Source organism: Pseudomonas nitroreducens NBRC 12694, from assembly GCF_002091755.1.
Lineage (GTDB): Bacteria > Pseudomonadota > Gammaproteobacteria > Pseudomonadales > Pseudomonadaceae > Pseudomonas > Pseudomonas nitroreducens.
Genome location: NZ_BDAI01000010.1, coordinates 89,647 through 115,090 on the forward strand (window position 1 = coordinate 89,647; position 25,444 = coordinate 115,090).

Genomic DNA, 25,444 nt, shown 5'->3' on the forward strand with positions numbered 1-25,444 from the left:
TATGGGATTTCTCGCAGGCAAGCGCGTACTGATCGTCGGAGTCGCCAGCAAACTGTCCATCGCCTCCGGCATCGCCGCGGCGATGCACCGGGAAGGCGCCGAACTCGCCTTTACCTACCAGAACGACAAGCTCAAGGGCCGCGTGGAAGAGTTCGCTGCTGGCTGGGGCTCCAGCGCGGAGCTGTGCTTCCCCTGTGACGTCGCCAACGACGCGGACATCGCAGCCGTGTTCGCCGAGCTGGGGAAGCAGTGGGATGGGCTTGACTGTATTGTCCACTCGGTGGGCTTCGCACCAGGCGACCAACTCGACGGCGACTTCACCGAGGTCACCACCCGCGAAGGCTTCCGGATCGCCCACGACATCAGCGCCTATAGCTTCATCGCCCTGGCCAAGGCCGGCCGCGAGCTGATGCAGGGCCGCAACGGCAGCCTGCTCACCCTCTCCTACCTGGGCGCCGAGCGCACGATGCCCAACTACAATGTCATGGGCATGGCCAAGGCCAGCCTGGAAGCCGGCGTGCGCTACCTGGCCGGCAGCCTCGGCCCGGAGGGCATTCGCGTCAACGCCATCTCCGCAGGCCCCATTCGCACGCTCGCCGCCTCGGGCATCAAGAGCTTCCGCAAGATGCTCGCCGCCAACGAACGCCAGACACCGCTGCGGCGCAATGTGACCATCGAGGAAGTCGGCAACGCCGGTGCATTTCTGTGCTCGGACCTGGCCAGTGGCATCAGTGGCGAAATCCTCTATGTCGATGGCGGCTTCAACACCACGGCGATGGGGCCGCTCAGCGACGACTGAGGCTTTGCTCCAGGCAAAGAAAAAGGCCGCGATTGCGGCCTTTTTCCTTTACCGGATAAAACGAGGGCCGCTTGCGCGGCCCCAGTTTCTTACTTCTTGGCTTCGTCGAATTTCTCGACTTTCGCCTGATCCTGCAGGTAACGGCGGAAGGCGGAGAAATCATCCTGGCCGCTGCGCGAGGCGAGGAAGCGCCGGTACATCGCCTTTTCCTCCTCGGTCGGCTTGGCCTCCGGCTCGCTCACACCGCTGAGCTTGACCAGCACGAAGTCGCCGTTCTGCAACGCGACACCGCCCAGGCTGGGCTTGTCGGCACCTTCCGGGCGAACCATGCGGAACACGCTCTGCAGCACGACCGGATCGACGCCTTCCTGACCACGGGCGGCCGCTTCCACGACCTTCCACTGCTGGCCTTCCTGGGCCTGGGTCAGCGGGATCTTGCCGTCGCGCAGGCCAGCCAGCAGTGTTTCACCGCGGGACTTGGCATCGACTGCAGCGTGCTCGACCTGCAGGCGCTTGAGGATATCGGCACTGACCTGCTCCAGGGTTTCCTGCTCAGGCTTGTGGTGCGCCTTCACGCGCAGCACGACCACGGTGTCCGGATCCAGTTCGATGGCGCCGCTGTTGGCCCCCTCTTCCAGCACTTCAGGGCTGAAAGCGGACTGGATGACCTGGCGGTTAGCCGTGACACCTTCGCCGCCTTCCTTGCCGAACGGCTTGCTGGTCTGCACCTTCAAGCCCATGTCCTGGGCCGGCTGGGCCAGATCTGAAGCCTCGTAGGCAGAGCTTTCCAGCTGCTTGGTGGCATCGACGAAACGCTGCTCGACCAGCTGGGTCTTGGCTTCGTGCTCCAGCTTGGCCTTCAGGCTGTCGAAGGTCGGAACCTCCGGCGCTTCGACGCCCAGCAGCTTGATCAGGTGCCAGCCGTAGGAAGTCTTCACCGGAGCGGAAACTTCGCCCTTCTTCAGCGAGTACAGCGACTCTTCGAAGGCCGGGTCATACACGCCACGGCCGGCGAAGCCGAGGTCACCGCCATTGGCGGCGGAGCCGGTGTCGTTGGACAGCTCCTTGGCCAGCTTGGCGAAGTCCTCGCCCTTGTCCAGGCGCGCCTTGATCTCGTCGATCTTGGCCTTGGCCTGCTGGTCGTTCTGCTTGTCGTTCACCTCGATCAGGATGTGCGCGGCGTCGCGCTGCTCGGCCAGGCCGGCGATCTCCTTCTGATAGAGGGCATCGAGGTCTTCCTTCTTCACCTCGACCTGGTCGAAGAAGGCGGACTTCTTCAGCTCGACATAGTCGATGGTGACCTGTTCAGGCGTCATGAACTCGGTGCTGTGGGCGGCGTAGTACGCCTTGATCTCGCTGTCCTCGACCTTGCTCTTGGCCGGGTCGGCCTTGAGGGTCAGGGTAGCGAAGTCACGGGTCTGCTTCTCCAGGCGAGCGAAGGCGTTCAGTTCGTCATCGGTGACGAAGCCGGTACCGGCGATGCCGGCGCGCAGTTGGCCGATCAGCATTTCCTCACCGAACATGCGACGGAACTGCATGCGGTCATAGCCCATCTGGCGGATGACCTGGTCGAAACGGTCGGCGTTGAACTTGCCGTCCACCTGGAACTCGGGAGTCGACAGGATCAGTTGGTCCAGCGCCTGCTGGGAAAACGCGAACTTGTCATTCTGGGCGGCCTGCAGGACCAGCTTGCGCTCGATGAGCGACTTCAGCGCGGAATCCTTGAGCAGCTTGTCGTCGAGCATGGACGAATCGAAGTCCTTGCCCAGGCGCTGCATCAGCTGGCGACGCTGCATGTCCGCAGCCTGCTGCAGTTCCGGCAGACTGATGTCCTCACCGTTGACCTGAGCAGCGACGTTCTCGTGGTGGGTTGCGCGAATGATCTGATCGAACCCGGTCAAAGCCATGAGGACAACGATCACGCCCAGGATGGTCTTGGTGATCCAGCCTTGGGAATTGTCCCTGATGTTTTGCAGCATGCGGCCCCCGACGCGGCCACGGCCCACCGTCAATGGCGGCGCGGCGTGGAAAAAAAAGCGGATATAAGAAAGGCGCATCCGAGGATGCGCCTTCTCGTAACTGGTGGAGCTTGCGGGCGTTGAGCCCGTGACCCCTGATGATTCCAACCGACCTACGCCAGCCGGGTCATCGCTCCGTGACCGGCCCAACCGAAGTTGAACCGGTCCAGGTCAAGTCCAAAAAGACGCTTAGTTGACAGCGTCCTTGAGGGCTTTACCGGCCTTGAAGCCCGGGATCTTAGCAGCAGCGATCTTGATCGGCTTGCCGGTTTGCGGGTTGCGACCGGTGCGAGCAGCACGCTCTTTGACAGCGAAGGTGCCGAAGCCGACCAGTACGACGGAGTCACCAGCCTTCAGGGCGCCAGTTACGGACTCGATCACCGCGTCCAGAGCGCGACCGGCAACAGCTTTCGGGATATCAGCAGATGCGGCGATAGCATCGATCAGTTCCGACTTGTTCACTCTAAGTCCCCTTATTTCTGTTGAGTATGTTTCTATGTGTTAGGTGTAAGCAAAAGCAGGTGCTGGTTTGCCAACTGACAAAGCAAGTGCCGCTTTATAACAAGGGCTCAAAAACAGTGTCAAGAAAGCCCCCCAACTAATGCGTGCTGATTCGCTCCTTGGAATCAGACTCGCGCTTCTCATCCTTTGCAACCATCTCGGGAGCCGCATCGGGCAAGGGCTCCGGGGCGTATTGCAGCGCAATTTGCAGGACCTCGTCAATCCATTTAACCGGTTTAATAACGAGATCGGCCTTAATATTATCCGGAATTTCCCTAAGGTCTCGCACGTTTTCCTCGGGAATGATCACAGTCTTGATTCCACCCCGGTGCGCAGCCAGAAGTTTTTCCTTCAGGCCACCAATGGCCAGCACCTGACCCCGCAGGGTGATTTCGCCGGTCATGGCAACGTCGGCGCGAACGGGAATCTGGGTGATCGCCGACACCAATGCAGTGCACATGCCGATGCCCGCGCTAGGGCCGTCCTTGGGCGTCGCGCCTTCGGGCACGTGGATGTGGATGTCGTGCTTCTCGTGGAAGTCCGGAGCGATGCCCAGGCTCTTCGAACGGCTGCGAACCACGGTTAGCGCGGCGGTGATGGACTCCGCCATGACGTCGCCCAGCGAGCCGGTCTTGGTCAATGCGCCCTTACCCGGAACCATGGCCGATTCGATGGTCAGCAATTCGCCGCCCACCTGCGTCCAGGCGAGGCCGGTCACCTGGCCGATCTGGTCCTGCTGCTCGGCCAGGCCGTAGCGGAACTTGCGCACACCCAGGTAGTTCTCCAGCGAGTCCGGCGTCACCACGGCGTCGATACGCTTGGCCTTGCCGCCATCCTTGACCGCCTTGCGGCAGACCTTGGCAATCTGGCGCTCCAGGCTCCGCACACCGGCTTCGCGGGTGTAATAGCGGATGATGTCACGGGTAGCCGCCTCCTCGAAGACCAGCTCGCCCTTCTTGAGACCATTGGCCGCAGTCTGTTTCGGTACAAGATATTTCGAGGCGATGTTGATCTTCTCGTCCTCGGTGTAACCCGGCAGGCGGATGACCTCCATGCGGTCCAGCAGCGGCGCCGGAATATTCATGGAGTTCGCCGTGCAGAGGAACATCACGTCGGAAAGGTCGTAGTCGACTTCGAGGTAGTGGTCGTTGAAATTGTGGTTCTGCTCCGGATCGAGCACTTCCAGCAGCGCAGACGCGGGGTCGCCACGCATGTCGCTGCCCATCTTGTCGATCTCGTCCAGCAGGAACAGCGGGTTGCGCACGCCGACCTTGGTCATTTTCTGAATCAGACGACCGGGCATGGAACCGATGTAGGTACGGCGGTGACCGCGAATCTCGGCCTCGTCACGCACGCCCCCCAGGGCCATGCGCACGAACTTGCGATTGGTCGCACGGGCGATGGACTCGGCCAGCGAAGTCTTGCCGACGCCGGGTGGGCCGACCAGGCAGAGTACCGGGCCTTTCAGCTTCTTCACGCGCTTCTGCACGGCGAGGTACTCAAGGATGCGCTCCTTGACCTCTTCGAGGCCGTAGTGGTCCGCATCGAGGATATCCTCGGCCTTGTCCAGGTCGTGGCGCACCTTGCTCTCGGCCTTCCAAGGCACATTCACCAGCCAGTCGATGTAGGAACGCACCACGGTCGCTTCGGCGGACATCGGCGACATCTGCTTGAGCTTGTTCAGCTCGGCAGTGGCCTTGGCCAGGGCTTCCTTGGTCAGACCAGCGGCATCGATGCGCTTCTTCAGCTCCTCGACTTCGTTGTGGCCCTCGTCGATGTCACCCAGCTCTTTCTGGATGGCCTTCATCTGCTCGTTGAGGTAGTACTCGCGCTGGCTCCGCTCCATCTGCTTCTTCACGCGGCCACGGATGCGCTTCTCGACCTGCAGCAGGTCGATCTCGGCGTCCAGCATGGCCAGCACGTGTTCGACGCGGGCGGACAGCTCGGTGATCTCGAGGATTTCCTGCTTCTGCTCGATCTTCAGGGCCATATGTGCGGCCATGGTGTCCACCAGGCGGCCGGGCTCGTCGATGCTGTTGAGCGAGGACAGGACCTCGGCGGGCACTTTCTTGCCCAGCTGCACGTACTGTTCGAACTGACTGAGCAGGCTGCGGGTGAAGACTTCGGACTCACGCTCGCCGACGGAAACCTCGTCAATGATCGAAACTTCGGCGCGGCAGTAGGCGTCCTCATCGATGAAGCGCTCTACCTGGCCGCGCTGCTCGCCTTCGACCAGCACCTTGACGGTGCCATCGGGCAGCTTCAGCAGCTGCAGGACGGTGGCCACGGTGCCCATGCGGTACAGGCCGTCTGCACCCGGATCATCGTCAGCCGGGTTCTTCTGTGCCAGCAACAGGATCTGTTTGTCGCCGGTCATGGCGGCCTCGAGGGCCTCGATGGATTTCTCACGCCCGACGAACAGCGGGATGACCATGTGCGGATACACCACTACGTCACGCAGGGGCAGCAGGGGCAACTCGACGAGTGTTTTCATGATATTCGGCTCTACAGCGGCACTTGGCCAAAACGATGGGATTGGACCCTTCGGCCTAAGATGGGGTTAGGACTAGGAAAAAACAAGCGCGGTAGATGGGAAGAAAAAAGGGGCCCTAGGGCCCCTTCTGATTTCAGGCGTCAGGTGCAGCCTTGGCCGGCTGCTCGCTGTTCTCGTAGATCAGCAGCGGCTGGGAGGAGCCCTCGATGACGCTTTCGTCGATCACCACCTTGCTGACGTCGTTCTGCGAGGGGATCTCGTACATGGTGTCGAGCAGGATGCCTTCGAGGATCGAACGCAGGCCACGGGCACCGGTCTTGCGCTCCAGCGCGCGACGGGCGACAGCCTTGAGCGCGTCCGGACGGAACTCGAGGTCCACGCCTTCCATTTCGAAGAGCTTGGCGTACTGCTTGGTCAGCGCGTTCTTCGGCTCGGTCAGAATCTGCATCAGCGCAGGTTCGTCCAGCTCGTCGAGGGTCGCGATGATCGGCAGGCGGCCGACGAATTCGGGGATCAGACCGAATTTCACCAGATCTTCCGGCTCGACTTCGCGCAGCGCTTCGCCGACCTTCTTGCCCGCTTCCTGACTGCGAACCTCGGCATTGAAGCCGATGCCGCCCTTGGTGGAACGGTTCTGGATGACCTTTTCCAGGCCAGCGAACGCGCCACCGCAGATGAACAGGATGTTGCGGGTGTCGACCTGCAGGAACTCCTGCTGCGGGTGCTTGCGGCCGCCCTGGGGCGGTACGGAAGCCACGGTGCCTTCGATCAGCTTCAGCAGGGCCTGCTGAACGCCTTCGCCGGACACGTCGCGGGTGATCGACGGGTTGTCGGATTTGCGCGAGATCTTGTCGATTTCGTCGATGTAGACGATACCCATCTGGGCCTTCTCGACATCGTAATCGCACTTCTGCAGCAGCTTCTGGATGATGTTCTCGACATCTTCGCCCACATAGCCCGCCTCGGTGAGGGTGGTGGCATCGGCGATGGTGAAGGGAACATTGAGCAGACGCGCCAAGGTCTCGGCGAGCAGGGTCTTGCCCGAGCCCGTCGGACCGATGAGCAGGATGTTGCTCTTGCCCAGTTCGACGTCGTCCTTGCGCTCGCGCTGATTCAGGCGCTTGTAGTGGTTGTACACCGCTACTGCCAGGGTTTTCTTGGCACGTTCCTGGCCGATCACGTACTGATCGAGGATGGTGCGGATCTCTTTCGGCGCCGGAAGCTTGTGCGCACTGCTCTCTGCCTGTGCTTCCTGCACCTCCTCGCGGATGATGTCATTGCACAGGTCGACGCACTCGTCGCAGATAAAGACCGAGGGGCCGGCAATCAACTTGCGCACTTCGTGCTGGCTCTTGCCGCAGAAGGAGCAATACAGCAGCTTGCCGTTGTCCTCGCCGTTGCGGGTGTCAGTCATTCGATCGTTCCAATCGGGGATATACGTGAAGGACAAGATGAAGGCATTCGCAGGCATTTTCAAGCCCGCGAGCGGCCGGATTACCGGCCGCAGTACAGCGGAGAGACTCAGGCGGCAGAAGGACGCTGAGTGAAGACCTGATCGATCAGACCGTACTTGACAGCATCGTCACCACTCATGAAGCGGTCACGGTCGGTGTCGCGGGCGATGACATCCAGCGGCTGGCCGGTGTGATGCGCCAGCACCTGGTTCAGGCGCTCCTTGATGAAGAGGATTTCCTTGGCATGGATCTCGATGTCCGAGGCCTGGCCCTGGAAGCCGCCCAGCGGCTGGTGGATCATCATCCGCGAATGCGGCAGGCAGTAGCGCTTGCCAGCGGCGCCGCCAGCCAGCAACAGGGCGCCCATGCTGCACGCCTGGCCCACGCAGATGGTGGACACGTCGGGCTTGATGAACTGCATGGTGTCGTAGATCGACATGCCAGCAGTCACGGAGCCGCCCGGAGAGTTGATGTAGAGGTGGATGTCCTTGTCCGGGTTCTCGGCCTCGAGGAACAGCAACTGGGCCACCACGAGGTTGGCCATGTAGTCCTCGACCTGGCCGACCAGGAAGATGATCCGCTCCTTCAGCAGGCGCGAATAGATGTCGTAGGAACGCTCACCGCGGGCGGACTGCTCCACCACCATCGGCACCAGACCACCAGCGGCCTGAATGTTCGGAACTTGCGGCATATAAGGATTATGCATGTCCGACGATCACTCCCTAATAAAAAGTCATGTCTCTATAGACGCACAAGCCAGCCCGAAGGCTGGCTTGTGACAATCGAACGAAGCGCTGGATCAGGCCGCTTGCGGAGCTTCTGCAGGCTTGACCGCGTCTTCGTAGGATACCTGCTTGTCGGTCACATTGGCCTTCTGCAGGACAGTATCTACAACTTGTTCTTCCAGTACAACCGAACGGACTTCGTTCAGTTGCTGGTCGTTCTTGTAGTACCAGGCAACAACTTGTTCCGGCTCCTGGTAAGCCGAAGCCATTTCTTCGATCATTTCGCGAACGCGGGCTTCATCGGCCTTCAGCTCGTGCTGCTTGACCAGCTCGGCGACGATCAGGCCCAGCACGACGCGGCGCTTGGCTTGCTCTTCGAACAGCTCAGCCGGCAGTTGGTCAGGCTTGATGTTGCCACCGAACTGCTGGACAGCCTGCACGCGCAGACGGTTGACTTCGTTGCCGATCAGGGCCTTCGGAACTTCGATCGGGTTGGTCTCGACCAGACCTTCCATCACCTGGTTCTTCACCTTGGACTTGATGGCCTGACGCAGCTCACGCTCCATGTTCTTGCGAACTTCGGTGCGGAAGCCTTCCAGAGTGCTTTCCTTCACGCCGAACAGAGCGAAGAACTCTTCGTTCAGTTCCGGCAGTTTCGGCTCGGCAACGCTGTTGACGGTAGCGGTGAACTCGGCGGCTTTGCCGGCCAGGTCCAGGTTCTGGTAGTCCTCGGGGAAGGTCACGTTCAGCACGCGCTCTTCACCGGCCTTGGCGCCGACCAGGCCTTCTTCGAAGCCCGGGATCATGCGGCCGGAGCCCAGCACCAGCAGGGTGCCCTTGGCGGAACCGCCAGCGAAGGCTTCACCGTCAATCTTGCCGACGAAATCGATATTCACCTGGTCGTCGTTCTGAGCGGCGCGATCAACGGCTTCGAAGCGGGTGTTCTGCTTGCGCAGGATTTCCAACATGTTGTCGAGATCGGCATCAGCCACATCGGCCTGCAGACGCTCAACCTTGATGCCGTCGAAACCGGCAACCTGGAATTCGGGGAAGACTTCGAAGGTAGCGATGTACTCGAGGCCCTTCTCCTTCTCGAACACTTTCGGCTCGACGGACGGAGCGCCAGCCGGGTTCAGCTTCTGCTCGACCACGGCTTCGTAGAAGGTTTCCTGGATCAGGTCACCGAGGGCTTCCTGACGAGCGGCGGCTTCGTAGCGCTGACGGATCACGCTCATCGGCACCTTGCCGGGACGGAAGCCAGGAACCTTGGCGCGACGAGCGGTCTGCTGCAGACGCTTGTTGACTTCGGTCTCGATACGCTCGGCCGGCACGCCAACGGTCATGCGGCGCTCAAGAGCGGAGGTGCTTTCAACGGAAACTTGCATGGATATTCCTCGTGGCACAGACGTAAGCCGGTCCTTCCGGCTCCCAGAATCAAGGGCAAGCATTCTAGTAGCTAGAAATGCAGAAGTCACCCTGAGTGGAAGCTGCGGAAATTCACGGATGCGAGAGCTTATGGAAAGAAGATGGTGCGGACGGAGAGACTCGAACTCTCACAGCTTGCGCCACTGGAACCTAAATCCAGCGTGTCTACCAATTTCACCACGTCCGCAGGGTACCGCAGAAACGAAAACGCCAGGCTCTTGGCCTGGCGCTTCGGAATATGGGGTGGACGATGGGAATCGAACCCACGACACCAGGAGCCACAATCCTGTGCTCTACCAACTGAGCTACGCCCACCATATTACACTTGCTTGTACCGAACGCCACATGGCGCACCCGGCAGGACTCGAACCTGCGACCATCCGCTTAGAAGGCGGATGCTCTATCCAGCTGAGCTACGGGCGCTTTAAGTGGCGGCAACCCTTGCTAAGCAGACTCAGTGAAACCACTGAATCGGTTGGCACCGCCTCTTTCGTGTTTCAGGCTGTGCTCGGCAAGCGGGGCGCATGTTATCGATGAGCCCCTACCCCGTCAACAACTTTTTTAAAAAAAATTCAAAGAGATAAAGGAGTTACGGCAAATCAGGGGCATCCGCCTTTGCCTTATGGAGGCAGCGTGCGAAAATGCGCGCCTTCTTTTCACCCGCCTTAATGGTTATCCCCCCGACATGACTGCAAAACTGATCGACGGCAAAGCGATCGCCGCCAGCCTCCGCCAGCAGATTGCCCAACGCGTCAACGAACGCCGCCAGCAAGGACTGCGCATCCCCGGCCTGGCAGTGATCCTGGTCGGCAGCGACCCCGCCTCTCAGGTCTATGTCGCGCACAAGCGCAAGGACTGTGAAGAGGTCGGCTTCCTCTCCCAGGCGTACGACCTTCCCGCCAGCACCACCCAGGAAGAGCTGCTCGCGCTGATCGACCGCCTGAATGCCGACCCGGCCATCGACGGCATTCTGGTACAACTGCCCCTCCCCGCCCACCTCGATGCATCCCAGTTGCTGGAGCGCATCAACCCGGACAAGGACGTGGACGGCTTCCATCCCTTCAACGTTGGCCGACTGGCCCAGCGCATCCCACTGCTGCGCCCCTGCACGCCGAAGGGCATCATGACGCTGCTGCAGAGCACCGGTGTCGACCTGTACGGCCTGGACGCCGTCGTCGTGGGCGCTTCCAACATCGTCGGCCGCCCCATGGCGCTGGAACTGCTGCTGGCCGGCTGCACCGTCACCGTCACCCACCGCTTCACCCGCGACCTGGCCGACCACGTTGGCCGTGCCGATCTGGTCGTGGTTGCCGCCGGCAAACCCGGCCTGGTGAAGGGCGAATGGATCAAGGAAGGCGCCATCGTCATCGACGTGGGCATCAACCGCCAGGAAGACGGCAAGCTGGTGGGCGACGTGGAATACGATGTGGCTGCCGAGCGCGCCAGCTGGATCACCCCGGTTCCGGGCGGCGTCGGCCCGATGACCCGCGCCTGCCTGCTGGAAAACACCCTGTACGCCGCCGAACACCTGCACACCTGACAGGTTTTCGACGAACAAGAAAAAGGCCGCTGATCAGCGGCCTTTTTCATTTCCAGGGAAGCTACTACTCGGCAAGACGCCAGGTAGTGCCGCCCTTGCCGTCTTCCAGCACCACGCCCAGAGCGGTCAGCTCGTCGCGAATGCGGTCGGATTCGGCCCAGTTCTTCGCCGCGCGGGCATCCAGGCGCGCCTGGATCAGCGCCTCGACCTGTACCGCATCGACCTTGCCGGCCGCGCCAGCCTGGAGGAACTCGTCGGCATCCATCTGCAGCACGCCCAGCAGAGCGCCCAGTTCACGAACGCGCGCCGCCAGCGCAGCGGCCGCTGCCGGATCGCTGTCGCGCAGACGATTGACCTCGCGGACCATCTCGAACAGCACGGCCACCGCTTCCGGCGTACCGAAGTCGTCATCCATCGCCGCGCCGAAACGCTCGACGAATTCTTCGCCACCTGCGGCAGCCACCAGCGGCAAGCCACGCAGCGCAGTGTAGAAACGCTCCAGCGCGCCTTTGGCTTCCTTCAGGTTGTCTTCGGAATAGTTGATCGGGCTGCGGTAGTGGCTGGACACCAACAGGAAACGCACGACTTCCGGGTGATATTTCTCCAGCACTTCGCGGATGGTGAAGAAGTTGCCCAGGGACTTGGACATCTTCTCGCCGTCCACGCGCACCGCGCCGGCATGCATCCAGCTAGCGGCATAGAGCTTGCCGGTGGCTGCCTCGCTCTGGGCGATTTCGTTCTCGTGGTGCGGGAACACCAGGTCCGGGCCGCCGCCGTGGATGTCGAAGGTCTCGCCCAGGCAGCAGGTGGACATCACCGAGCACTCGATGTGCCAGCCCGGACGACCGGCACCCCAGGGCGACTCCCAGCTCGGCTCGCCCGGCTTGGCGCCTTTCCAGAGCACGAAGTCCAGCGGGTCTTCCTTGGATTCGTCGACCTCGATGCGCGCACCGATGCGCAGGTCTTCGATCTTCTTGCGCGACAGCTTGCCGTAGCCGGCGAACTTGCCGACCCGGTAGTAGACGTCGCCATTACCGGGCGCGTAGGCGTAGCCCTTGTCGATCAGGGTCTGGATCATCTCGTGCATGCCGGCGATGTGACCGGTGGCGCGCGGCTCGATGTCCGGACGCAGGACCGACAGGCGCGCCTCGTCCTCGTGCATCGCGGCGATCATGCGGGCGGTCAGTTCTTCGAACGATTCACCGTTCTCCTGGGCGCGACGGATGATCTTGTCGTCGATGTCGGTGATGTTGCGCACATAGGTCAGGTCATAGCCGCGATGGCGCAACCAGCGGGCGATGACGTCGAAGGCCACCATCACGCGGGCGTGGCCGATGTGGCAGAAGTCGTACACGGTCATGCCGCACACGTACATGCGTACCTGGTTGCCGACCAGAGGCTTGAAGCTGTCCTTGGTCTTGGACAGCGTGCTGTAGATCTGCAAGTCAGCCATCCCTTACTGCCCCCAGGAGTCGCGCAGGGTCACGGTGCGGTTGAAGACCAGGGCGCCAGCCTTGGAATCCTTGGCGTCGGCGCAGAAGTAGCCTTCGCGCTCGAACTGGAAGCGGTCCTCGGCGGTGGCGCTGGTCAGCGACGGCTCGGCGCGGCAACCCTTGAGCACCACCAGGGATTCGGGGTTGATGTTGTCGAGGAAGCTGCCGCCCTCTTCCGACTTCTCCGGGTTGGCGGAGCGGAACAGGCGGTCGTACAGGCGCACTTCGCACTCGACGCTCTCGGCGGCCGGCACCCAGTGGATCACGCCCTTGACCTTGCGGCCCTCGGGGTTCTTGCCCAGGGTGTTCTCGTCGTAGCTGCAGCGCAGTTCGACGATGTTGCCGGCGGCGTCCTTGATGGCTTCATCGGCGCGGATCACGTAGCTGCCGCGCAGGCGCACTTCGCCACCCGGGATCAGGCGCTTGTAGCCGGCCGGCGGCACTTCTTCGAAGTCGCTGGCGTCGATGTAGATCTCGCGGCTGAACGGCAGCACGCGCACGCCCATGTCCTGCTTCGGATGGCGCGGCAGTTCGAGGTTCTCGACCTGGCCTTGCGGGTAGTTGGTGATGACCACCTTCAGCGGCTTGAGCACGCACATGGCGCGGCCGGCGTTGGCGTCCAGGTCGTCGCGGATGGCGAATTCCAGCATGCCGATGTCCACCACGCCGCCAGCGCGGTTCACGCCGATCATGTCGCAGAAGGTACGGATCGACGCCGGGGTATAGCCGCGACGGCGATAACCGGACAGGGTCGACATGCGCGGGTCGTCCCAGCCGTTCACATGCCCCTCGTCAACAAGCTGCTTGAGCTTGCGCTTGCTGGTGATGGTGTAGTTCAGGTTCAGGCGCGCGAATTCGTACTGGCGCGGCTGGGCCGGGACCGGCAGGTTGGCCAGGAACCACTCATACAGCGGGCGGTGATCCTCGAACTCCAGGGTGCAGATGGAGTGGGTGATGCCCTCGATGGCGTCCGACTGACCATGGGTGAAGTCGTAGCTGGGATAGATGCACCACTTGTCGCCCGTCTGGTGGTGATGCGCGTGACGGATGCGATAGAGGATCGGATCGCGCAGGTTGATGTTCGGCGAGGCCATGTCGATCTTCGCGCGCAGCGAACGGGCGCCGTCCGGGAACTCGCCGGCCTTCATGCGGGCAAAGAGGTCCAGGTTCTCTTCCACGGAACGATCACGGAACGGGCTGTTCTTGCCCGGCTCGGTGAGCGAGCCTCGATAGGCGCGCATTTCCTCGGCGTTGAGGTCGCAGACGAAGGCCTTGCCGGCCTTGATCAGGTCTACCGCCCAGTCGTGCAACTGGTCGAAATAGTTGGACGCGTAGCGCACCTGCCCGGCCCACTCGAAGCCCAGCCACTTCACATCGGCCTCGATGGCGTCGATGTATTCCTGGTCTTCCTTCGCCGGGTTGGTGTCGTCGAAGCGCAGGTGGCAGTCACCGCCGAACTCCTTGGCCAGGCCGAAGTTCAGACAGATGGACTTGGCATGACCGATATGCAGGTAGCCGTTGGGCTCCGGCGGGAAGCGGGTGACGATCTTCTGGTGCTTGCCACTGTCCAGGTCGGCCTGGACGATGGGGCGCAGGAAGTTGGCGGCAACAGTGGCTTCTTTCGTATCGGCGGTAGGCTTGCTCATGGTGTCCTTGATCATTCCGTCGTTCAGCCAGGGTAGGCCGGCCAAACCAAAGCGCTTATCATAGCCGAAGCTGTCAACCCCCTGACAGGCCTTCGAATTTTCCAAAGAGCGGAATTCCCTGATGACTACCACCGTCAAATTGCAGACCAACTTCGGCGACATCACCCTTGAACTGTTCGACGACAAGGCGCCGGAAACCGTGGCCAACTTCAAGGAGTACGTTAAGGCCGGCCACTACGACAACACCGTGTTCCACCGCGTGATCAACAACTTCATGATCCAGGGCGGCGGTTTCGAGCCGGGCATGAAACAGAAGAGCACCCGCAAGTCGATCAAGAACGAAGCCAACAACGGCGTCGGCAACAAGATCGGCACCGTCGCCATGGCCCGCACCATGGAGCCCCATTCGGCCAGCGCGCAGTTCTTCATCAACGTCGCCGACAACGACTTCCTCAACCACAGCGCGCCGACCGTGCAGGGCTGGGGCTACTGCGTGTTCGGTGAAGTGAAGGACGGCATGGACGTGGTCAACAAGATCAAGACCGTCGCCACCACCATGCGCTCCGGCCACCAGGACGTACCGGCCGACGACGTGATCATCGAGAAAGCCGAAATCATCGGCGAGTGAGTCGATGAGCGTCCTGTTCATCTCGGACCTGCATCTCGAAGCGGAACGCCCGGATATCACCCGGGCGTTCTTGCATTTCCTCTCCACCCGCGCCCGCGCAGCCGAAGCGCTATACATCCTCGGCGACTTCTTCGAAGCCTGGATCGGCGACGATGGCATGGACGAGTTCCAGCACGCCATCGCCCGTGCCCTGCGCGAACTGTCCGACAGCGGTACGCGCATCTACCTGATGCACGGCAACCGCGACTTCCTGATCGGCAAGGCCTTCTGCCGCGAAGCCGGGTGCACCCTGCTGCGCGACCCGAGCCTGATCGACCTGGGCGGCGAGAAGATCCTGCTGATGCACGGCGACAGCCTGTGCACCCTCGACGTAGCCTACATGAAGCTGCGCCGCTGGCTGCGCAACCCGCTGACGCTGTTCATCCTGCGCAACCTGCCGCTGACCACCCGCCACAAGCTGGCGCGCAAGTTGCGCAAGGAAAGTCGCGCGCAGACGCGCATGAAGGCCAGCGAGATCGTCGACGTCACGCCGGCGGAAGTGGAGAAGATCATGCACGACAAAGGCGTGCGCATCCTCATCCACGGGCACACCCACCGCCCCGCCGTCCACGAACTGGAGATCGACGGCCGCCCCGCTCGGCGCATCGTCCTCGGCGACTGGGATCGCCAGGGGTGGGCGCTGGAGGCCGATGACCGCGGCATGCAACAGGCCCCCTTCCCCCTTTGACACGGCAAGCCACTGCCGAAGTGGCCTTTTGACGCCAACCCGCCGGCACTCTCAGACGTTTCCACTTGACCGGTAACTGCAACCTTACGCAGCATTCGCGGTTTGCTCACTCAAGGAAGAGACATGTTCAGCAAGGGAAACCTCATCAAGTTCGGCGCCCTGCCGTTGGCCCTGGTCGCCGCCGCCTTCATCCTGTTCAACGGCATCTTCTTCTATAACGAAGCCGGCTACATGACCCACGTGCGGACCATCTTCGGCGACGAGAAGATCGTCGACGACGTCGGTTACGCCACCAAGTGGTTCGGCCGTGCCACCACCTGGAAAAAAGCCATCAGCGTGCAGTCCGTGCTGGTCATGGACGAGAACGACAACAACCCGGACAACGACGCCCTGGGCGCCACCATCGAAGCCTTCCCCATCGTCTTCCTCGGCAACGTCGACGCCAAGGTCGAGTCCTCGGCACGCTTCCGCCTGCCTGGCGGCGATCAGTTCCTGAAAATGGCCCAGGAATACCGCAATCCGGACAACTTCATCCGCACCGCGCTGGTCCCGGCAATCAAGGAAACCCTGCAGGCCACCGCCTCACTGATGACCGCCGATGACTACTACGCCGGCGCCCGCAGCGAGTTCGCCGCGGAGTTCGAGAACCAGCTCAACGACGGCCTGTACCTGATCAAGCGCAAGGAAGTGCGCGGCCCGCGTGGCGCCGTGCCACACCAGACCGCGATCCTGCAGGCCGGTACCGAACAAGGCAGCTTCGGCGACAACAACGCCAGCCAGTTCGTCACCGAGAAAGTCACCGACGCCAAGGGCATCCCGGTGCGCAAGCAGCAGCAGTTCCGCAAGTTCGGCGTGGAAGTGGTTGAGGCACGCATCACTAACGTCGACCCGAACCCGCAGTACAAGCAGCGCATGGTCAAGGTGCAGCAGGCGCTGGCAGAGTTGGCCGTGGCCCGCCAGAACCGCCTGAAGGAAGAGGAAGAGAAACTGCTGGTCACCGCCCGCGGCGAGAAGGAAGTGGAAGCCAAGCGCCAGGAGACCCTGCGCGACCAGATCGAGCGCACTACCCAGGCGGAAACCGAGAAACAGCTGGCAGTCATCAACGCCGAGCGCGAGAAGCAGCGCGCTGAGATCGAGAAGCAGACTGCTGAATTGCTGCGCGACAAGGCTGCCGTGACGGCGCAGGCCACCAAGATCACCGCTGACGCCGATGCCTATGCCCGCGAAGCTGTGATCAAGGCGGACGGCGCACTGCAACCCAAGCTGGATGCGCTGATCGCCATCAACAAGGTCTGGGCTGAAGCCGCCGCCCAGGCGCCGGTGCCTAGCGTCATGATGGCGGGCGGACAGAACAGCGCCAGCAGCCGGCAGGACGAGATCGGCCAACTGATGGGCGTGCTCGCCACCAAAGCGGCGCGCGACCTGGCGCTGGACCTGAAGGTAAAAGACTGAGCCGGAACTTGTAGTAGCGAGCTTGCTCGCGAACGGATATCCCGGCAGCCCTGCTGCCGGACTGGTTCGCAAACAAGAACTACGCGCACTCCTCGCTCCTATGAAGAGCCAAGAAAAAAGCGCCCGTCTGGGCGCTTTTTTTGTTGCGGGGCGCGAGTCAGGCCGCCAGCTCCGCCGGCACGCCGCTGTGAAAACGGAATTCGCTGTCCGGCGACTGGATCAGGCCAGCCTCTACCTCGCGAATCTCCGCCACGCGGCGGTCGATATCGGCGTCATCGCCATAACGGCGCGCCAGGCTCAGATAGCCCTGGAAATGCCGCGCCTCGGATTTCAGCAGCGAGCCGTAGAACTTCGCCAGGTCGGCATCCAGGTGATCCACCAGCGCAGCGAAACGCTCGCAGCTACGGCATTCGATGAAAGCGCCAACGATCAGGGTGTCCACCAGCTTCTGCGGCTCGTGGTTGCGCACTACCGCGCGCAGGCCTGAGGCGTAGCGGCCGGCGGAAATCGGCCGCAGCGGGATGCCGCGCTTCTTCAGGATCGCCAGCACCTGCTCGTGGTGGCGCAGCTCCTCGCGGGCCAGGCGCGACATGAAGTTCACCAGCTCCTCGTGGGCGCTGTACTTGGCGATCAGGGCCAGGGCCGTGCTGGCGGCCTTGAATTCGTTGTTCTTGTGGTCGATCAGCATGACCGCCTGATCCCGCAGCGCGGCTTCCACCCACGCATCCGGCGTGGCACAACCGAGGAATTCCCTGATTTCGGACAGCATCTTCTTGCTCCAGACGACTCAGCGCACCGGCGCCTGGCTGGCCGGTGCAATAAAGGCGGAGCATTATACGGGGGCCGCCGCGCGGAACCAGCTTCCGGCGTTGATATGCCTCAACGTCATGAACGGGATATCCCGACTACAGTGGTTCTACATAAACAACGCGCACGAAGGGAGACGATCATGCAAGCCATCCGTAGCATCCTCGTAGTCGTGGACCCGGACCAGCCGGAAGGTCTCGCGCTGAAACGGGCCCGCCTGATCGCCAGCGTGACCCAGTCGCACCTGCACCTGCTGGCCTGCGAGCGGCGCGCCGACTACAGCGCCAAACTCGAAGAAGTGGCCGAGGTGCTGCGCAAGGAAGGTTTCAGCGCTTCCAGCCGCCAGGCCTGGAAGGACAATCTGCACCAGACCGTCATCGCCGAGCAGCAGGCCGAAGGGTGCGGGCTGGTGATCAAGCAGCACAGCCCGGACAACCCGCTGAAAAAGGCCCTGCTCACCCCGGACGACTGGAAGCTGCTGCGCTTCTGCCCTGCCCCCGTACTCCTGGTGAAGACCAGCCTGCCCTGGGCCGGCCGCAACATCCTCGCCGCCGTGGACGTAGGCAACAACGATATCGAGCACCGCACGTTGCATGCCGGGATAGTCAGCCACGCCTACGACATCGCCGGGCTCGCTCACGGCCAGTTGCACGTGATCAGCGCCCACCCGTCACCCATGCTCTCGGCCGCCGACCCGACCTTCCAGCTCAGCGAGACCATCGAGGCCAAGTACCGCGAGGCGTGCAAGGCGTTCCAGGCCGAATACGGCGTAGACGACCAGCACCTGCACATCGAGGAGGGCCCGGCGGACGTGCTGATTCCCCGCGCGTCCCACAACCTCGATGCGGCGGTGACGGTGATCGGCAGCGTGGCGCGCACCGGGTTGTCCGGCGCACTGATCGGCAACACCGCCGAAGTGGTGCTCGACTCCCTGGAAAGCGACATCCTGGTGCTCAAGCCGGACGACATCATCGCCCACCTGGAAGAAATCGCCGCCAAGCCCTGACACCCGACCGTCACCTCTACAGGAAGGAAAAAGCGCCCCGAGGGGCGCTTTTTTATTGGCAGGCGACGGTCAGACGCGCGACTCCAGCCCATCGGCGAGAAAGCTCGGCGCGATGTAGCGCTCGTAATGCGCCTCGGAGAGAATGAAGAACTCCTTGTCGATGGCGTCGCGCAGGTCCGGCAGTGTCCAGCCGCGGAACTCCGGCAGCAGCACCAGGCCGTAGGCCTCCACCTGGTTGATCATCCGTGAACCGCGGGCGATCAGTTGGTAGGCCCAGCAATACGGCGACTGCTCGGGCACGAAGCGTATCTGCCGCTGCTCCAACTGGCTGCGCAGGAGCGGCGCGTCGAAGACTTCCAGCTTGGCCATCATTACCTGCGCCAGCAGAATCTCCAGACGGCTCCAGACCGCCCGCTTTTCCTCGTCGCTGTAGCGGTTCCAGTTCACCACTTCATGGTGGAAACGCTTGCAGCCACGGCAGACCAGGTCGCCATAGACCGTCGAGCAGAGCCCGACACAGGGGGTTTTGATGCGCTGAGATGACATGGGGAAACGGGTAGCCGGCAAAGCGGGCATGTTAGCCCTTTGTCTAGGCAAGATCACCCTTCGGGCTGCCGCAAATCGGCTTACCAAGGCCCATTAATTCCATTAGAATGGCTGCGCCTTTTTGGCGTCATTGTCCGAAAGAAGCTGTTTTCAAAGCGTCACGAAGCACAGATTCCGGCAGCCGCGCGGTCTGGGCGCCTCCCTCAAGCGCCCAGCCCCATCAGTCCCTGGCCACCCCGGCGTAAAACTTTGAAAACAGCTTCTGCCCGGAGATCGCCGGTGCCGTCGTAGGTCAGTGGATTACCGTCCACCATGCCTGACGAATGGATCGGAGAGGTCTCCTGGATACGCGTCCTCCGGGACCACTGATGAGGGAAATACTGTGCTTGAAGCCTATCGCAAACACGTAGAAGAGCGTGCCGCCCAGGGCGTCGTGCCCCAGCCGCTGAACGCCGAACAGACCGCTGGTCTGGTCGAACTCCTGAAGAACCCGCCGGCCGGCGAAGAAGAATTTCTCCTCGACCTGATCACCAACCGCGTACCGCCGGGCGTGGACGAAGCTGCCTACGTCAAGGCCGGCTTCCTGTCCGCCCTTGCCAAGGGTGAAGCCACTTCCCCGCTGATCTCCAAGACCCGCGCCCTCGAGCTGCTGGGTACCATGCAGGGCGGCTACAACATCGCCACCATGGTGGAGCTGCTGGACAACGCCGAGCTGGCCGAAGTCGCCGCCGCGCAACTGAAGCACACCCTGCTGATGTTCGACGCCTTCCACGACGTCGCCGAGCGTGCCAAGAAAGGCAACGCTGCCGCCAAGGCCGTGCTGCAGTCCTGGGCCGATGGCGAGTGGTTCAAGGCCCGTCCGGCCGTCGCCGAGAAGCTGACCCTGACCGTGTTCAAGGTCCCCGGCGAAACCAACACCGACGACCTGTCCCCCGCTCCGGACGCCTGGTCGCGCCCCGACATCCCGCTGCACGCCCTGGCCATGCTGAAGATGGCCCGCGACGGCATCGAGCCGGTCCAGCCGGGCTCCGTCGGCCCGCTGAAGCAGATCGAAGCCGTGAAGGCCAAGGGCTTCCCGGTCGCCTACGTCGGCGACGTGGTCGGCACCGGTTCGTCCCGTAAATCCGCCACCAACTCGGTGCTGTGGTTCTTCGGCGACGACATCCCCTACGTGCCGAACAAGCGCGCTGGCGGCTTCTGCTTCGGCACCAAGATCGCCCCGATCTTCTACAACACCATGGAAGACGCCGGCGCCCTGCCGATCGAGTTCGACTGCACCAACCTGGCCATGGGCGACGTCATCGACGTGTACCCGTACGAAGGCAAGGTCGTGCGTCATGACAGCGGCGAAGTGGTCACCACCTTCGAGCTGAAGACCCCGGTTCTGCTCGACGAAGTCCGCGCCGGCGGCCGTATCCCGCTGATCGTTGGCCGTGGCCTGACCGAGAAGGCCCGTGCCGAGCTGGGCCTGGCTCCGTCCGACCTGTTCAAGAAGCCGGAAGCCCCGGCCGACAGCGGCAAGGGCTTCACCCTCGCCCAGAAGATGGTTGGCCGCGCCTGCGGTCTGGCCGAAGGCCAGGGCGTACGTCCGGGCACCTACTGCGAACCGAAGATGACCACCGTCGGTTCCCAGGACACCACCGGCCCGATGACCCGCGACGAGCTGAAAGACCTGGCTTGCCTGGGCTTCTCCGCCGACCTGGTGATGCAGTCCTTCTGCCACACCGCTGCCTATCCGAAGCCGATCGACGTCAAGACCCACCACACCCTGCCGGACTTCATCATGACCCGCGGCGGTGTCTCCCTGCGTCCGGGCGACGGCATCATCCACAGCTGGCTGAACCGCATGCTGCTGCCTGACACCGTCGGCACCGGCGGCGACTCGCACACCCGCTTCCCGATCGGCATCAGCTTCCCGGCCGGCTCCGGCCTGGTGGCCTTCGCCGCTGCCACCGGTGTCATGCCGCTGGACATGCCCGAATCGGTTCTGGTGCGCTTCAAGGGCAAGCTGCAACCGGGCATCACCCTGCGTGACCTGGTCCATGCGATCCCCTACTACGCGATCCAGGCCGGCCTGCTGACCGTCGAGAAGAAGGGCAAGAAGAACATCTTCTCCGGCCGCATCCTCGAGATCGAAGGTCTGAACGACCTGACCGTCGAGCAAGCCTTCGAGCTGTCCGACGCCTCCGCCGAGCGTTCGGCTGCCGGTTGCACCATCAAGCTGCCGGAAGAGGCCATCGCCGAGTACCTGAAGTCCAACATCACCCTGCTGCGCTGGATGATCGGCGAAGGCTACGGCGACGCCCGCACCCTGGAGCGCCGCGCGCAAGCGATGGAAGCCTGGCTGGCCAACCCGCAACTGCTGGAAGCCGACAAGGACGCCGAATACGCCGCGGTCATCGAGATCGACCTGGCCGACGTCAAGGAGCCGGTACTCTGCGCTCCGAACGACCCGGACGACGCTCGCCTGCTGTCCAGCGTGCAAGGCCGCAAGATCGATGAAGTCTTCATCGGCTCCTGCATGACCAACATCGGTCACTTCCGCGCTGCCGGCAAACTGCTGGACAAGGTCAAGGGTGGCATTCCGACCCGTCTGTGGCTGGCTCCGCCGACCAAGATGGACGCCCACCAGCTGACCGAGGAAGGCTACTACGGCATCTACGGCAAGGCCGGCGCGCGCATGGAAATGCCGGGCTGCTCGCTGTGCATGGGTAACCAGGCTCGCGTACAGACCGGTTCGACCGTGGTCTCCACCTCGACCCGTAACTTCCCGAACCGCCTGGGCGACGCCACCGACGTGTTCCTGGCATCCGCCGAGCTGGCCGCCGTTTCCTCGATCATCGGCAAGCTGCCGACCGTCGAGGAGTACATGGCCTACGCGAAGGACATCGACAGCATGTCTGCCGATATCTACCGCTACCTGAGCTTCGACCAGATCGCTGAGTTCCGTGAAGCGGCAGCCAACGCGAAGATCCCGGCCCTTCAGGTCTGAGTGATCCCTGCGTGACGAAAAGCCCCGCCTGAGTGCGGGGCTTTTCTTTTGCATATCCCGAAATAGACGCCTGCCGCCCGCCCCTAACAATGGGCCTAATACTTATTGACCGCTTGCGCCCCATGCCTCGAAGTCTATGGTGGACAGCAGGCTCCTGCCGATTTCCGTGCCCAGGTGCCCTTGTGGAACCCTCCAGAGGTGCGCTCCCTTCCTCTGCGCCCCGCTCTCCATGGCGGGGCTTCTTTTTTCTACCGCTTCCCTGGCACAGCCCTTGCTCCGCTTTCATAAACGGTGATCCAACGGCGGGTCGCCCTCTGACAATGGCGTCGCTGCCACCGCCCCTCGAAGGCCGGTGGAGCGGCGCCTTTTTGTATTGAGCGTGCATGAGCGCGCGTTCAGAGGTGGAGATGATCGACAGTACCAGCGCACTGCCGGGCGACCTGGCCTGGGTGGCCGGCTCCGATGCCCCGGAGAAGGCCGCGCTCAACCTGGGCTTCATGGCCCTCACCGATTCCGCCTCCCTGGTGGTGGCCGCGACCCAGGGCTTCGGCCAGCCCTACGGCCTGACCTTGAACCTGCAACGCCAAAGCTCCTGGGCCGGCCTGCGCGACCGCCTGCTGAGCGGCGCGCTCGATGCGGCGCAAAGCCTCTACGGCCTGATCTACGACCTGCAACTGGGCCTGGGCGGCGCCCCGGCCACGGACATGGCCGTGCTCATGGGCCTGTGCCAGAACGGCCAGTCGATCAACCTTTCCGCCCCCTTGATGCGCGACGGCGTGACCTCTGCTGAAGCACTGCAAAGCCATGTGCGCCAGAACGGTGCGCAACTCACCCTCGCCCACACCTTCCCCACCGGCACGCACGCGATGTGGCTCTACTACTGGCTGGCCGCCCACGGCATTCATCCGCTGCAGGACGTGCGCAGCCTGGTGGTGCCGCCAGCGCAGATGGTCGAGCACCTCAGGGCCGGACGCATCGACGGCTTCTGCGCCGGTGGCCCCTGGGGCGCGCTGGCCGTGGACGAAGGCATGGGTTTCACCCTCGCCACCAGCCAGCAGATCTGGCCCGACCACCCGGAAAAGGTTCTGGGCACCACCCGCGCCTTTGTCGAGCAATACCCCAACACGGCTCGCGCGCTGGTGATGAGCCTTCTCGATGCCAGCCGCTTCATCGAAGCCAGCCAGGACAACCTGCGCAGCGCCGCCCGGCTGATCAGCAGCGAGGACTATGTCGACGCCCCGCTCGCCAGCATCGAACCGCGCCTGCTCGGCCGCCACCAGGACGGCCTCGGCCACGCCTGGCAGGACGCGCACCCGCTGCGCTTCTTCAACGACGGGCAGGCGAACGTCCCCTGGCTCTCCGACGGATTGTGGTTCATGACCCAGTTCCGCCGCTGGGGCCTGTTGCGCGAGGACGTCGACTACCTCGGCATCGCTCGTCAGGTCCAGCAGTTCGCGCTGTACCGCGAAGCCGCCAGCGCCCTGGGTGTCAGCGTGCCGGACAGCGAAATGCGCACCTCCACCCTGATCGACGGTCGCCTCTGGGACGGTAACGATCCGGCCGGCTATGCCCGCAGCTTCGAGCTGAATGCCCTGGCGGAACGAGGTTGAGCATGCTGCGCGTTCTGCTGATCAACGACACCCCGAAGAAGGTCGGGCGCCTCAGGGCTGCCCTGGTGGAGTGCGGCTTCGAAGTGATCGACGAATCCGGCCTCACGGTCGATCTCGCGCAGCGGGTGGAAGCCCTGCGCCCCGATGTGATCCTCATCGACACCGAATCCCCCGGCCGCGACGTGATGGAGCAGGTGGTGCTGGTCAGCCGCGACCAGCCACGCCCCATCGTCATGTTCACCGACGAGCACGACCCGCAGGTGATGCGCCAGGCCATCCGCTCCGGGGTCAGCGCCTACATAGTCGAGGGCATCCAGGCCGAGCGCCTGCAACCGATCCTCGACGTCGCCATGGCCCGCTTCGAGAGCGACCAGGCCCTGCGCGCCCAACTACAGGCCCGCGAGCAGCAACTGGCGGAGCGCAAGCGCATCGAGCTGGCCAAGGGACTGCTGATGAAAATGAAGGGCTGCGCCGAGGCGGAGGCCTACACCCTGATGCGCCGTCAGGCCATGGGCCGACAGCAGAAGCTGTCGCAGGTGGCGGAACAGATCATCGCGATGCATGAAATGCTCGGGCACTGAGACCGGCCATCTGCCAGCGACGGCACGGCGCGATCATTTCGCCAGCCGCCAAGCTGGCCCCTGCCCTCCCGGCAACATCCTATGCTGCGCCCGCCCGGCTCCAGGCCGGGCCCCCGGAGCGTCATCGGCAGGGTTCGATGGCGCATCGCAGTGGCCGCCGCCGGCTAGGCACCTCGGCGCCCACCCGACCTCGCCGCACACGCGGCTCAGCAAGGGCAAGCCCATGATCGACCTCAGCACCTGGAACCTCAGCGTTCCCACCGACCCACGCCCCACCGAAGTCACCACCGAGCAGATCGCCAGGGGCTACCAGAGCCGCTACTTCAAGAGAGACGGCAACCAGCTGGTCTTCTGGGTGCCCGTCACCGGCTCGCACACCTCCGACAGCGTCTATCCCCGCAGTGAACTGCGCGAGACAACCACCGCCGGCGAAGTCGCCAACTGGTACTACAACCAGGGCGACAACGAGCTGCGCGTGACCATGAGCGTCCAGCAGGTGCCATCGAAGAACAAGATCATCATCGGCCAGATCCACAGCCGCTCGCCCTATACCGGCGATGGCGAGCCACTGGTCAAGCTGCAGTACCACTATCTGCCAACCTTGGCGAGCGGGCGACTCGAAGCCCTGGTACGCAACCACCCCGACGACAGGGCCAGCATCAATGTCCCGTTGATCGACAACATCGCGCTGGATCAGGCCTTCAACTACAGCCTGCGCGTCACCTCGGTGGGCAACCTGGCCATTCGCGTGGAAACCTCCGACGGCCGCGCCAACTACTACCGCAAGATCCTCAGCACCACCTGGTCCAAGCAACTGCTCTACTTCAAGGCCGGGGCCTATATCAACGACAACTACGGCAACAGCGGCGAGGGTGCGCGGGTGACCGTCTTCCACCTGAACATGGCGCATCGCTGACCCGCCATTCAGTGGCCTGATGAGGCGCGGGAGCAGCGGACTGCGCGTAGAATGCGCGGCACATCCGCACTACCCGCCGCCTTG

20 protein-coding genes and 3 tRNA genes are annotated in these 25,444 nt (G+C 63.0%); 10 read left to right on the forward strand and 13 right to left on the reverse strand.

Annotated elements, in window-relative coordinates:
- The first annotated feature begins 1 nt into the window (after window position 1).
- The gene (gene fabI / locus PNI01S_RS21765) at window positions 2–799 is read left to right on the forward strand and encodes an enoyl-ACP reductase FabI (protein WP_038803140.1); all 798 of its coding nucleotides are present in this window, start codon (window positions 2–4) and stop codon (window positions 797–799) included.
- An 89-nt stretch (window positions 800–888) separates the two neighbouring features.
- Here the strand turns inward: fabI and PNI01S_RS21770 are convergent, their stop codons facing one another.
- From PNI01S_RS21770 to PNI01S_RS21810, 9 genes are all read right to left on the reverse strand, one after another.
- Window positions 889–2,778 carry a SurA N-terminal domain-containing protein gene (locus tag PNI01S_RS21770; RefSeq protein WP_084359094.1) on the reverse strand — a complete coding sequence of 630 codons (1,890 nt, stop codon included), beginning with the start codon at window positions 2,776–2,778 and terminating at the stop codon, window positions 889–891.
- Window positions 2,779–3,006: 228 nt separating this feature from the next.
- On the reverse strand, window positions 3,007–3,279 hold the full coding sequence (gene hupB, locus PNI01S_RS21775) for a nucleoid-associated protein HU-beta (protein ID WP_003087931.1): 273 nt from the start codon (window positions 3,277–3,279) through the stop codon (window positions 3,007–3,009).
- Between the two features lie 136 nt (window positions 3,280–3,415).
- On the reverse strand, window positions 3,416–5,812 hold the full coding sequence (gene lon, locus PNI01S_RS21780) for an endopeptidase La (protein WP_024763282.1): 2,397 nt from the start codon (window positions 5,810–5,812) through the stop codon (window positions 3,416–3,418).
- A 133-nt stretch (window positions 5,813–5,945) separates the two neighbouring features.
- A complete protein-coding gene (gene clpX / locus PNI01S_RS21785; RefSeq protein ID WP_017519553.1) occupies window positions 5,946–7,226 on the reverse strand; it encodes an ATP-dependent Clp protease ATP-binding subunit ClpX in 1,281 nt (426 codons plus the stop codon).
- A 107-nt stretch (window positions 7,227–7,333) separates the two neighbouring features.
- Window positions 7,334–7,972 (reverse strand): ATP-dependent Clp endopeptidase proteolytic subunit ClpP, encoded by a 639-nt coding sequence (gene clpP / locus PNI01S_RS21790; RefSeq protein ID WP_024763281.1) that lies wholly within the window; start codon window positions 7,970–7,972, stop codon window positions 7,334–7,336.
- Between the two features lie 93 nt (window positions 7,973–8,065).
- Window positions 8,066–9,376 (reverse strand): trigger factor, encoded by a 1,311-nt coding sequence (tig, locus tag PNI01S_RS21795; protein WP_037010414.1) that lies wholly within the window; start codon window positions 9,374–9,376, stop codon window positions 8,066–8,068.
- Between the two features lie 142 nt (window positions 9,377–9,518).
- Window positions 9,519–9,603, reverse strand: a tRNA-Leu gene (locus tag PNI01S_RS21800).
- A 52-nt stretch (window positions 9,604–9,655) separates the two neighbouring features.
- Window positions 9,656–9,731 (reverse strand) — tRNA-His (locus PNI01S_RS21805).
- A gap of 31 nt (window positions 9,732–9,762) precedes the next feature.
- Window positions 9,763–9,839 (reverse strand) — tRNA-Arg (locus PNI01S_RS21810).
- A 262-nt stretch (window positions 9,840–10,101) separates the two neighbouring features.
- On the opposite strand from PNI01S_RS21810, the gene folD reads away from it, so the two are divergent.
- Window positions 10,102–10,956 (forward strand): bifunctional methylenetetrahydrofolate dehydrogenase/methenyltetrahydrofolate cyclohydrolase FolD, encoded by an 855-nt coding sequence (folD, locus tag PNI01S_RS21815; RefSeq protein ID WP_038803695.1) that lies wholly within the window; start codon window positions 10,102–10,104, stop codon window positions 10,954–10,956.
- Window positions 10,957–11,020: 64 nt separating this feature from the next.
- Here the strand turns inward: folD and cysS are convergent, their stop codons facing one another.
- Both cysS and PNI01S_RS21825 read right to left on the reverse strand, forming a co-directional pair.
- Window positions 11,021–12,409 carry a cysteine--tRNA ligase gene (gene cysS / locus PNI01S_RS21820; protein ID WP_084359096.1) on the reverse strand — a complete coding sequence of 463 codons (1,389 nt, stop codon included), beginning with the start codon at window positions 12,407–12,409 and terminating at the stop codon, window positions 11,021–11,023.
- 3 nt (window positions 12,410–12,412) lie between these two features.
- Window positions 12,413–14,095: a glutamine--tRNA ligase/YqeY domain fusion protein gene (locus PNI01S_RS21825; protein ID WP_084359174.1), complete on the reverse strand. Its 1,683-nt coding sequence runs from the start codon at window positions 14,093–14,095 to the stop codon at window positions 12,413–12,415.
- A gap of 121 nt (window positions 14,096–14,216) precedes the next feature.
- Between PNI01S_RS21825 and PNI01S_RS21830 the strand changes: the two genes are divergently transcribed.
- The 3 genes from PNI01S_RS21830 (at window position 14,217) to PNI01S_RS21840 (ending at window position 16,902) form a co-directional block, all read left to right on the forward strand.
- On the forward strand, window positions 14,217–14,723 hold the full coding sequence (locus PNI01S_RS21830) for a peptidylprolyl isomerase (RefSeq protein ID WP_024765728.1): 507 nt from the start codon (window positions 14,217–14,219) through the stop codon (window positions 14,721–14,723).
- A 4-nt stretch (window positions 14,724–14,727) separates the two neighbouring features.
- Window positions 14,728–15,450 (forward strand): UDP-2,3-diacylglucosamine diphosphatase, encoded by a 723-nt coding sequence (gene lpxH, locus PNI01S_RS21835; RefSeq protein ID WP_084359098.1) that lies wholly within the window; start codon window positions 14,728–14,730, stop codon window positions 15,448–15,450.
- 123 nt (window positions 15,451–15,573) lie between these two features.
- Window positions 15,574–16,902, forward strand: coding sequence for an SPFH domain-containing protein (locus PNI01S_RS21840; RefSeq protein WP_024765726.1), 1,329 nt, complete (start codon window positions 15,574–15,576; stop codon window positions 16,900–16,902).
- Window positions 16,903–17,059: 157 nt separating this feature from the next.
- On the opposite strand, the gene PNI01S_RS21845 is transcribed toward PNI01S_RS21840, so the two are convergent.
- On the reverse strand, window positions 17,060–17,671 hold the full coding sequence (locus PNI01S_RS21845; RefSeq protein ID WP_065084157.1) for a MiaE family protein: 612 nt from the start codon (window positions 17,669–17,671) through the stop codon (window positions 17,060–17,062).
- 180 nt (window positions 17,672–17,851) lie between these two features.
- Here PNI01S_RS21845 and uspL point away from each other — a divergent pair, with 180 nt between their 5' ends.
- Window positions 17,852–18,715: a universal stress protein UspL gene (uspL, locus tag PNI01S_RS21850; RefSeq protein ID WP_084359100.1), complete on the forward strand. Its 864-nt coding sequence runs from the start codon at window positions 17,852–17,854 to the stop codon at window positions 18,713–18,715.
- A gap of 69 nt (window positions 18,716–18,784) precedes the next feature.
- Here uspL and PNI01S_RS21855 read toward each other — a convergent pair whose 3' ends face one another.
- On the reverse strand, window positions 18,785–19,261 hold the full coding sequence (locus PNI01S_RS21855) for a DUF1289 domain-containing protein (RefSeq protein WP_065084156.1): 477 nt from the start codon (window positions 19,259–19,261) through the stop codon (window positions 18,785–18,787).
- 382 nt (window positions 19,262–19,643) lie between these two features.
- Between PNI01S_RS21855 and acnB the strand changes: the two genes are divergently transcribed.
- From acnB to PNI01S_RS21880, 4 genes are all read left to right on the forward strand, one after another.
- Window positions 19,644–22,253: a bifunctional aconitate hydratase 2/2-methylisocitrate dehydratase gene (acnB, locus tag PNI01S_RS21865; RefSeq protein ID WP_084359102.1), complete on the forward strand. Its 2,610-nt coding sequence runs from the start codon at window positions 19,644–19,646 to the stop codon at window positions 22,251–22,253.
- 407 nt (window positions 22,254–22,660) lie between these two features.
- A complete protein-coding gene (locus tag PNI01S_RS21870) occupies window positions 22,661–23,863 on the forward strand; it encodes a CmpA/NrtA family ABC transporter substrate-binding protein (RefSeq protein ID WP_084359176.1) in 1,203 nt (400 codons plus the stop codon).
- 2 nt (window positions 23,864–23,865) lie between these two features.
- The gene (locus tag PNI01S_RS21875) at window positions 23,866–24,444 is read left to right on the forward strand and encodes an ANTAR domain-containing response regulator (protein ID WP_084359104.1); all 579 of its coding nucleotides are present in this window, start codon (window positions 23,866–23,868) and stop codon (window positions 24,442–24,444) included.
- Between the two features lie 223 nt (window positions 24,445–24,667).
- The gene (locus PNI01S_RS21880; protein ID WP_065084155.1) at window positions 24,668–25,360 is read left to right on the forward strand and encodes a polysaccharide lyase family 7 protein; all 693 of its coding nucleotides are present in this window, start codon (window positions 24,668–24,670) and stop codon (window positions 25,358–25,360) included.
- Window positions 25,361–25,444 lie beyond the last annotated feature (84 nt).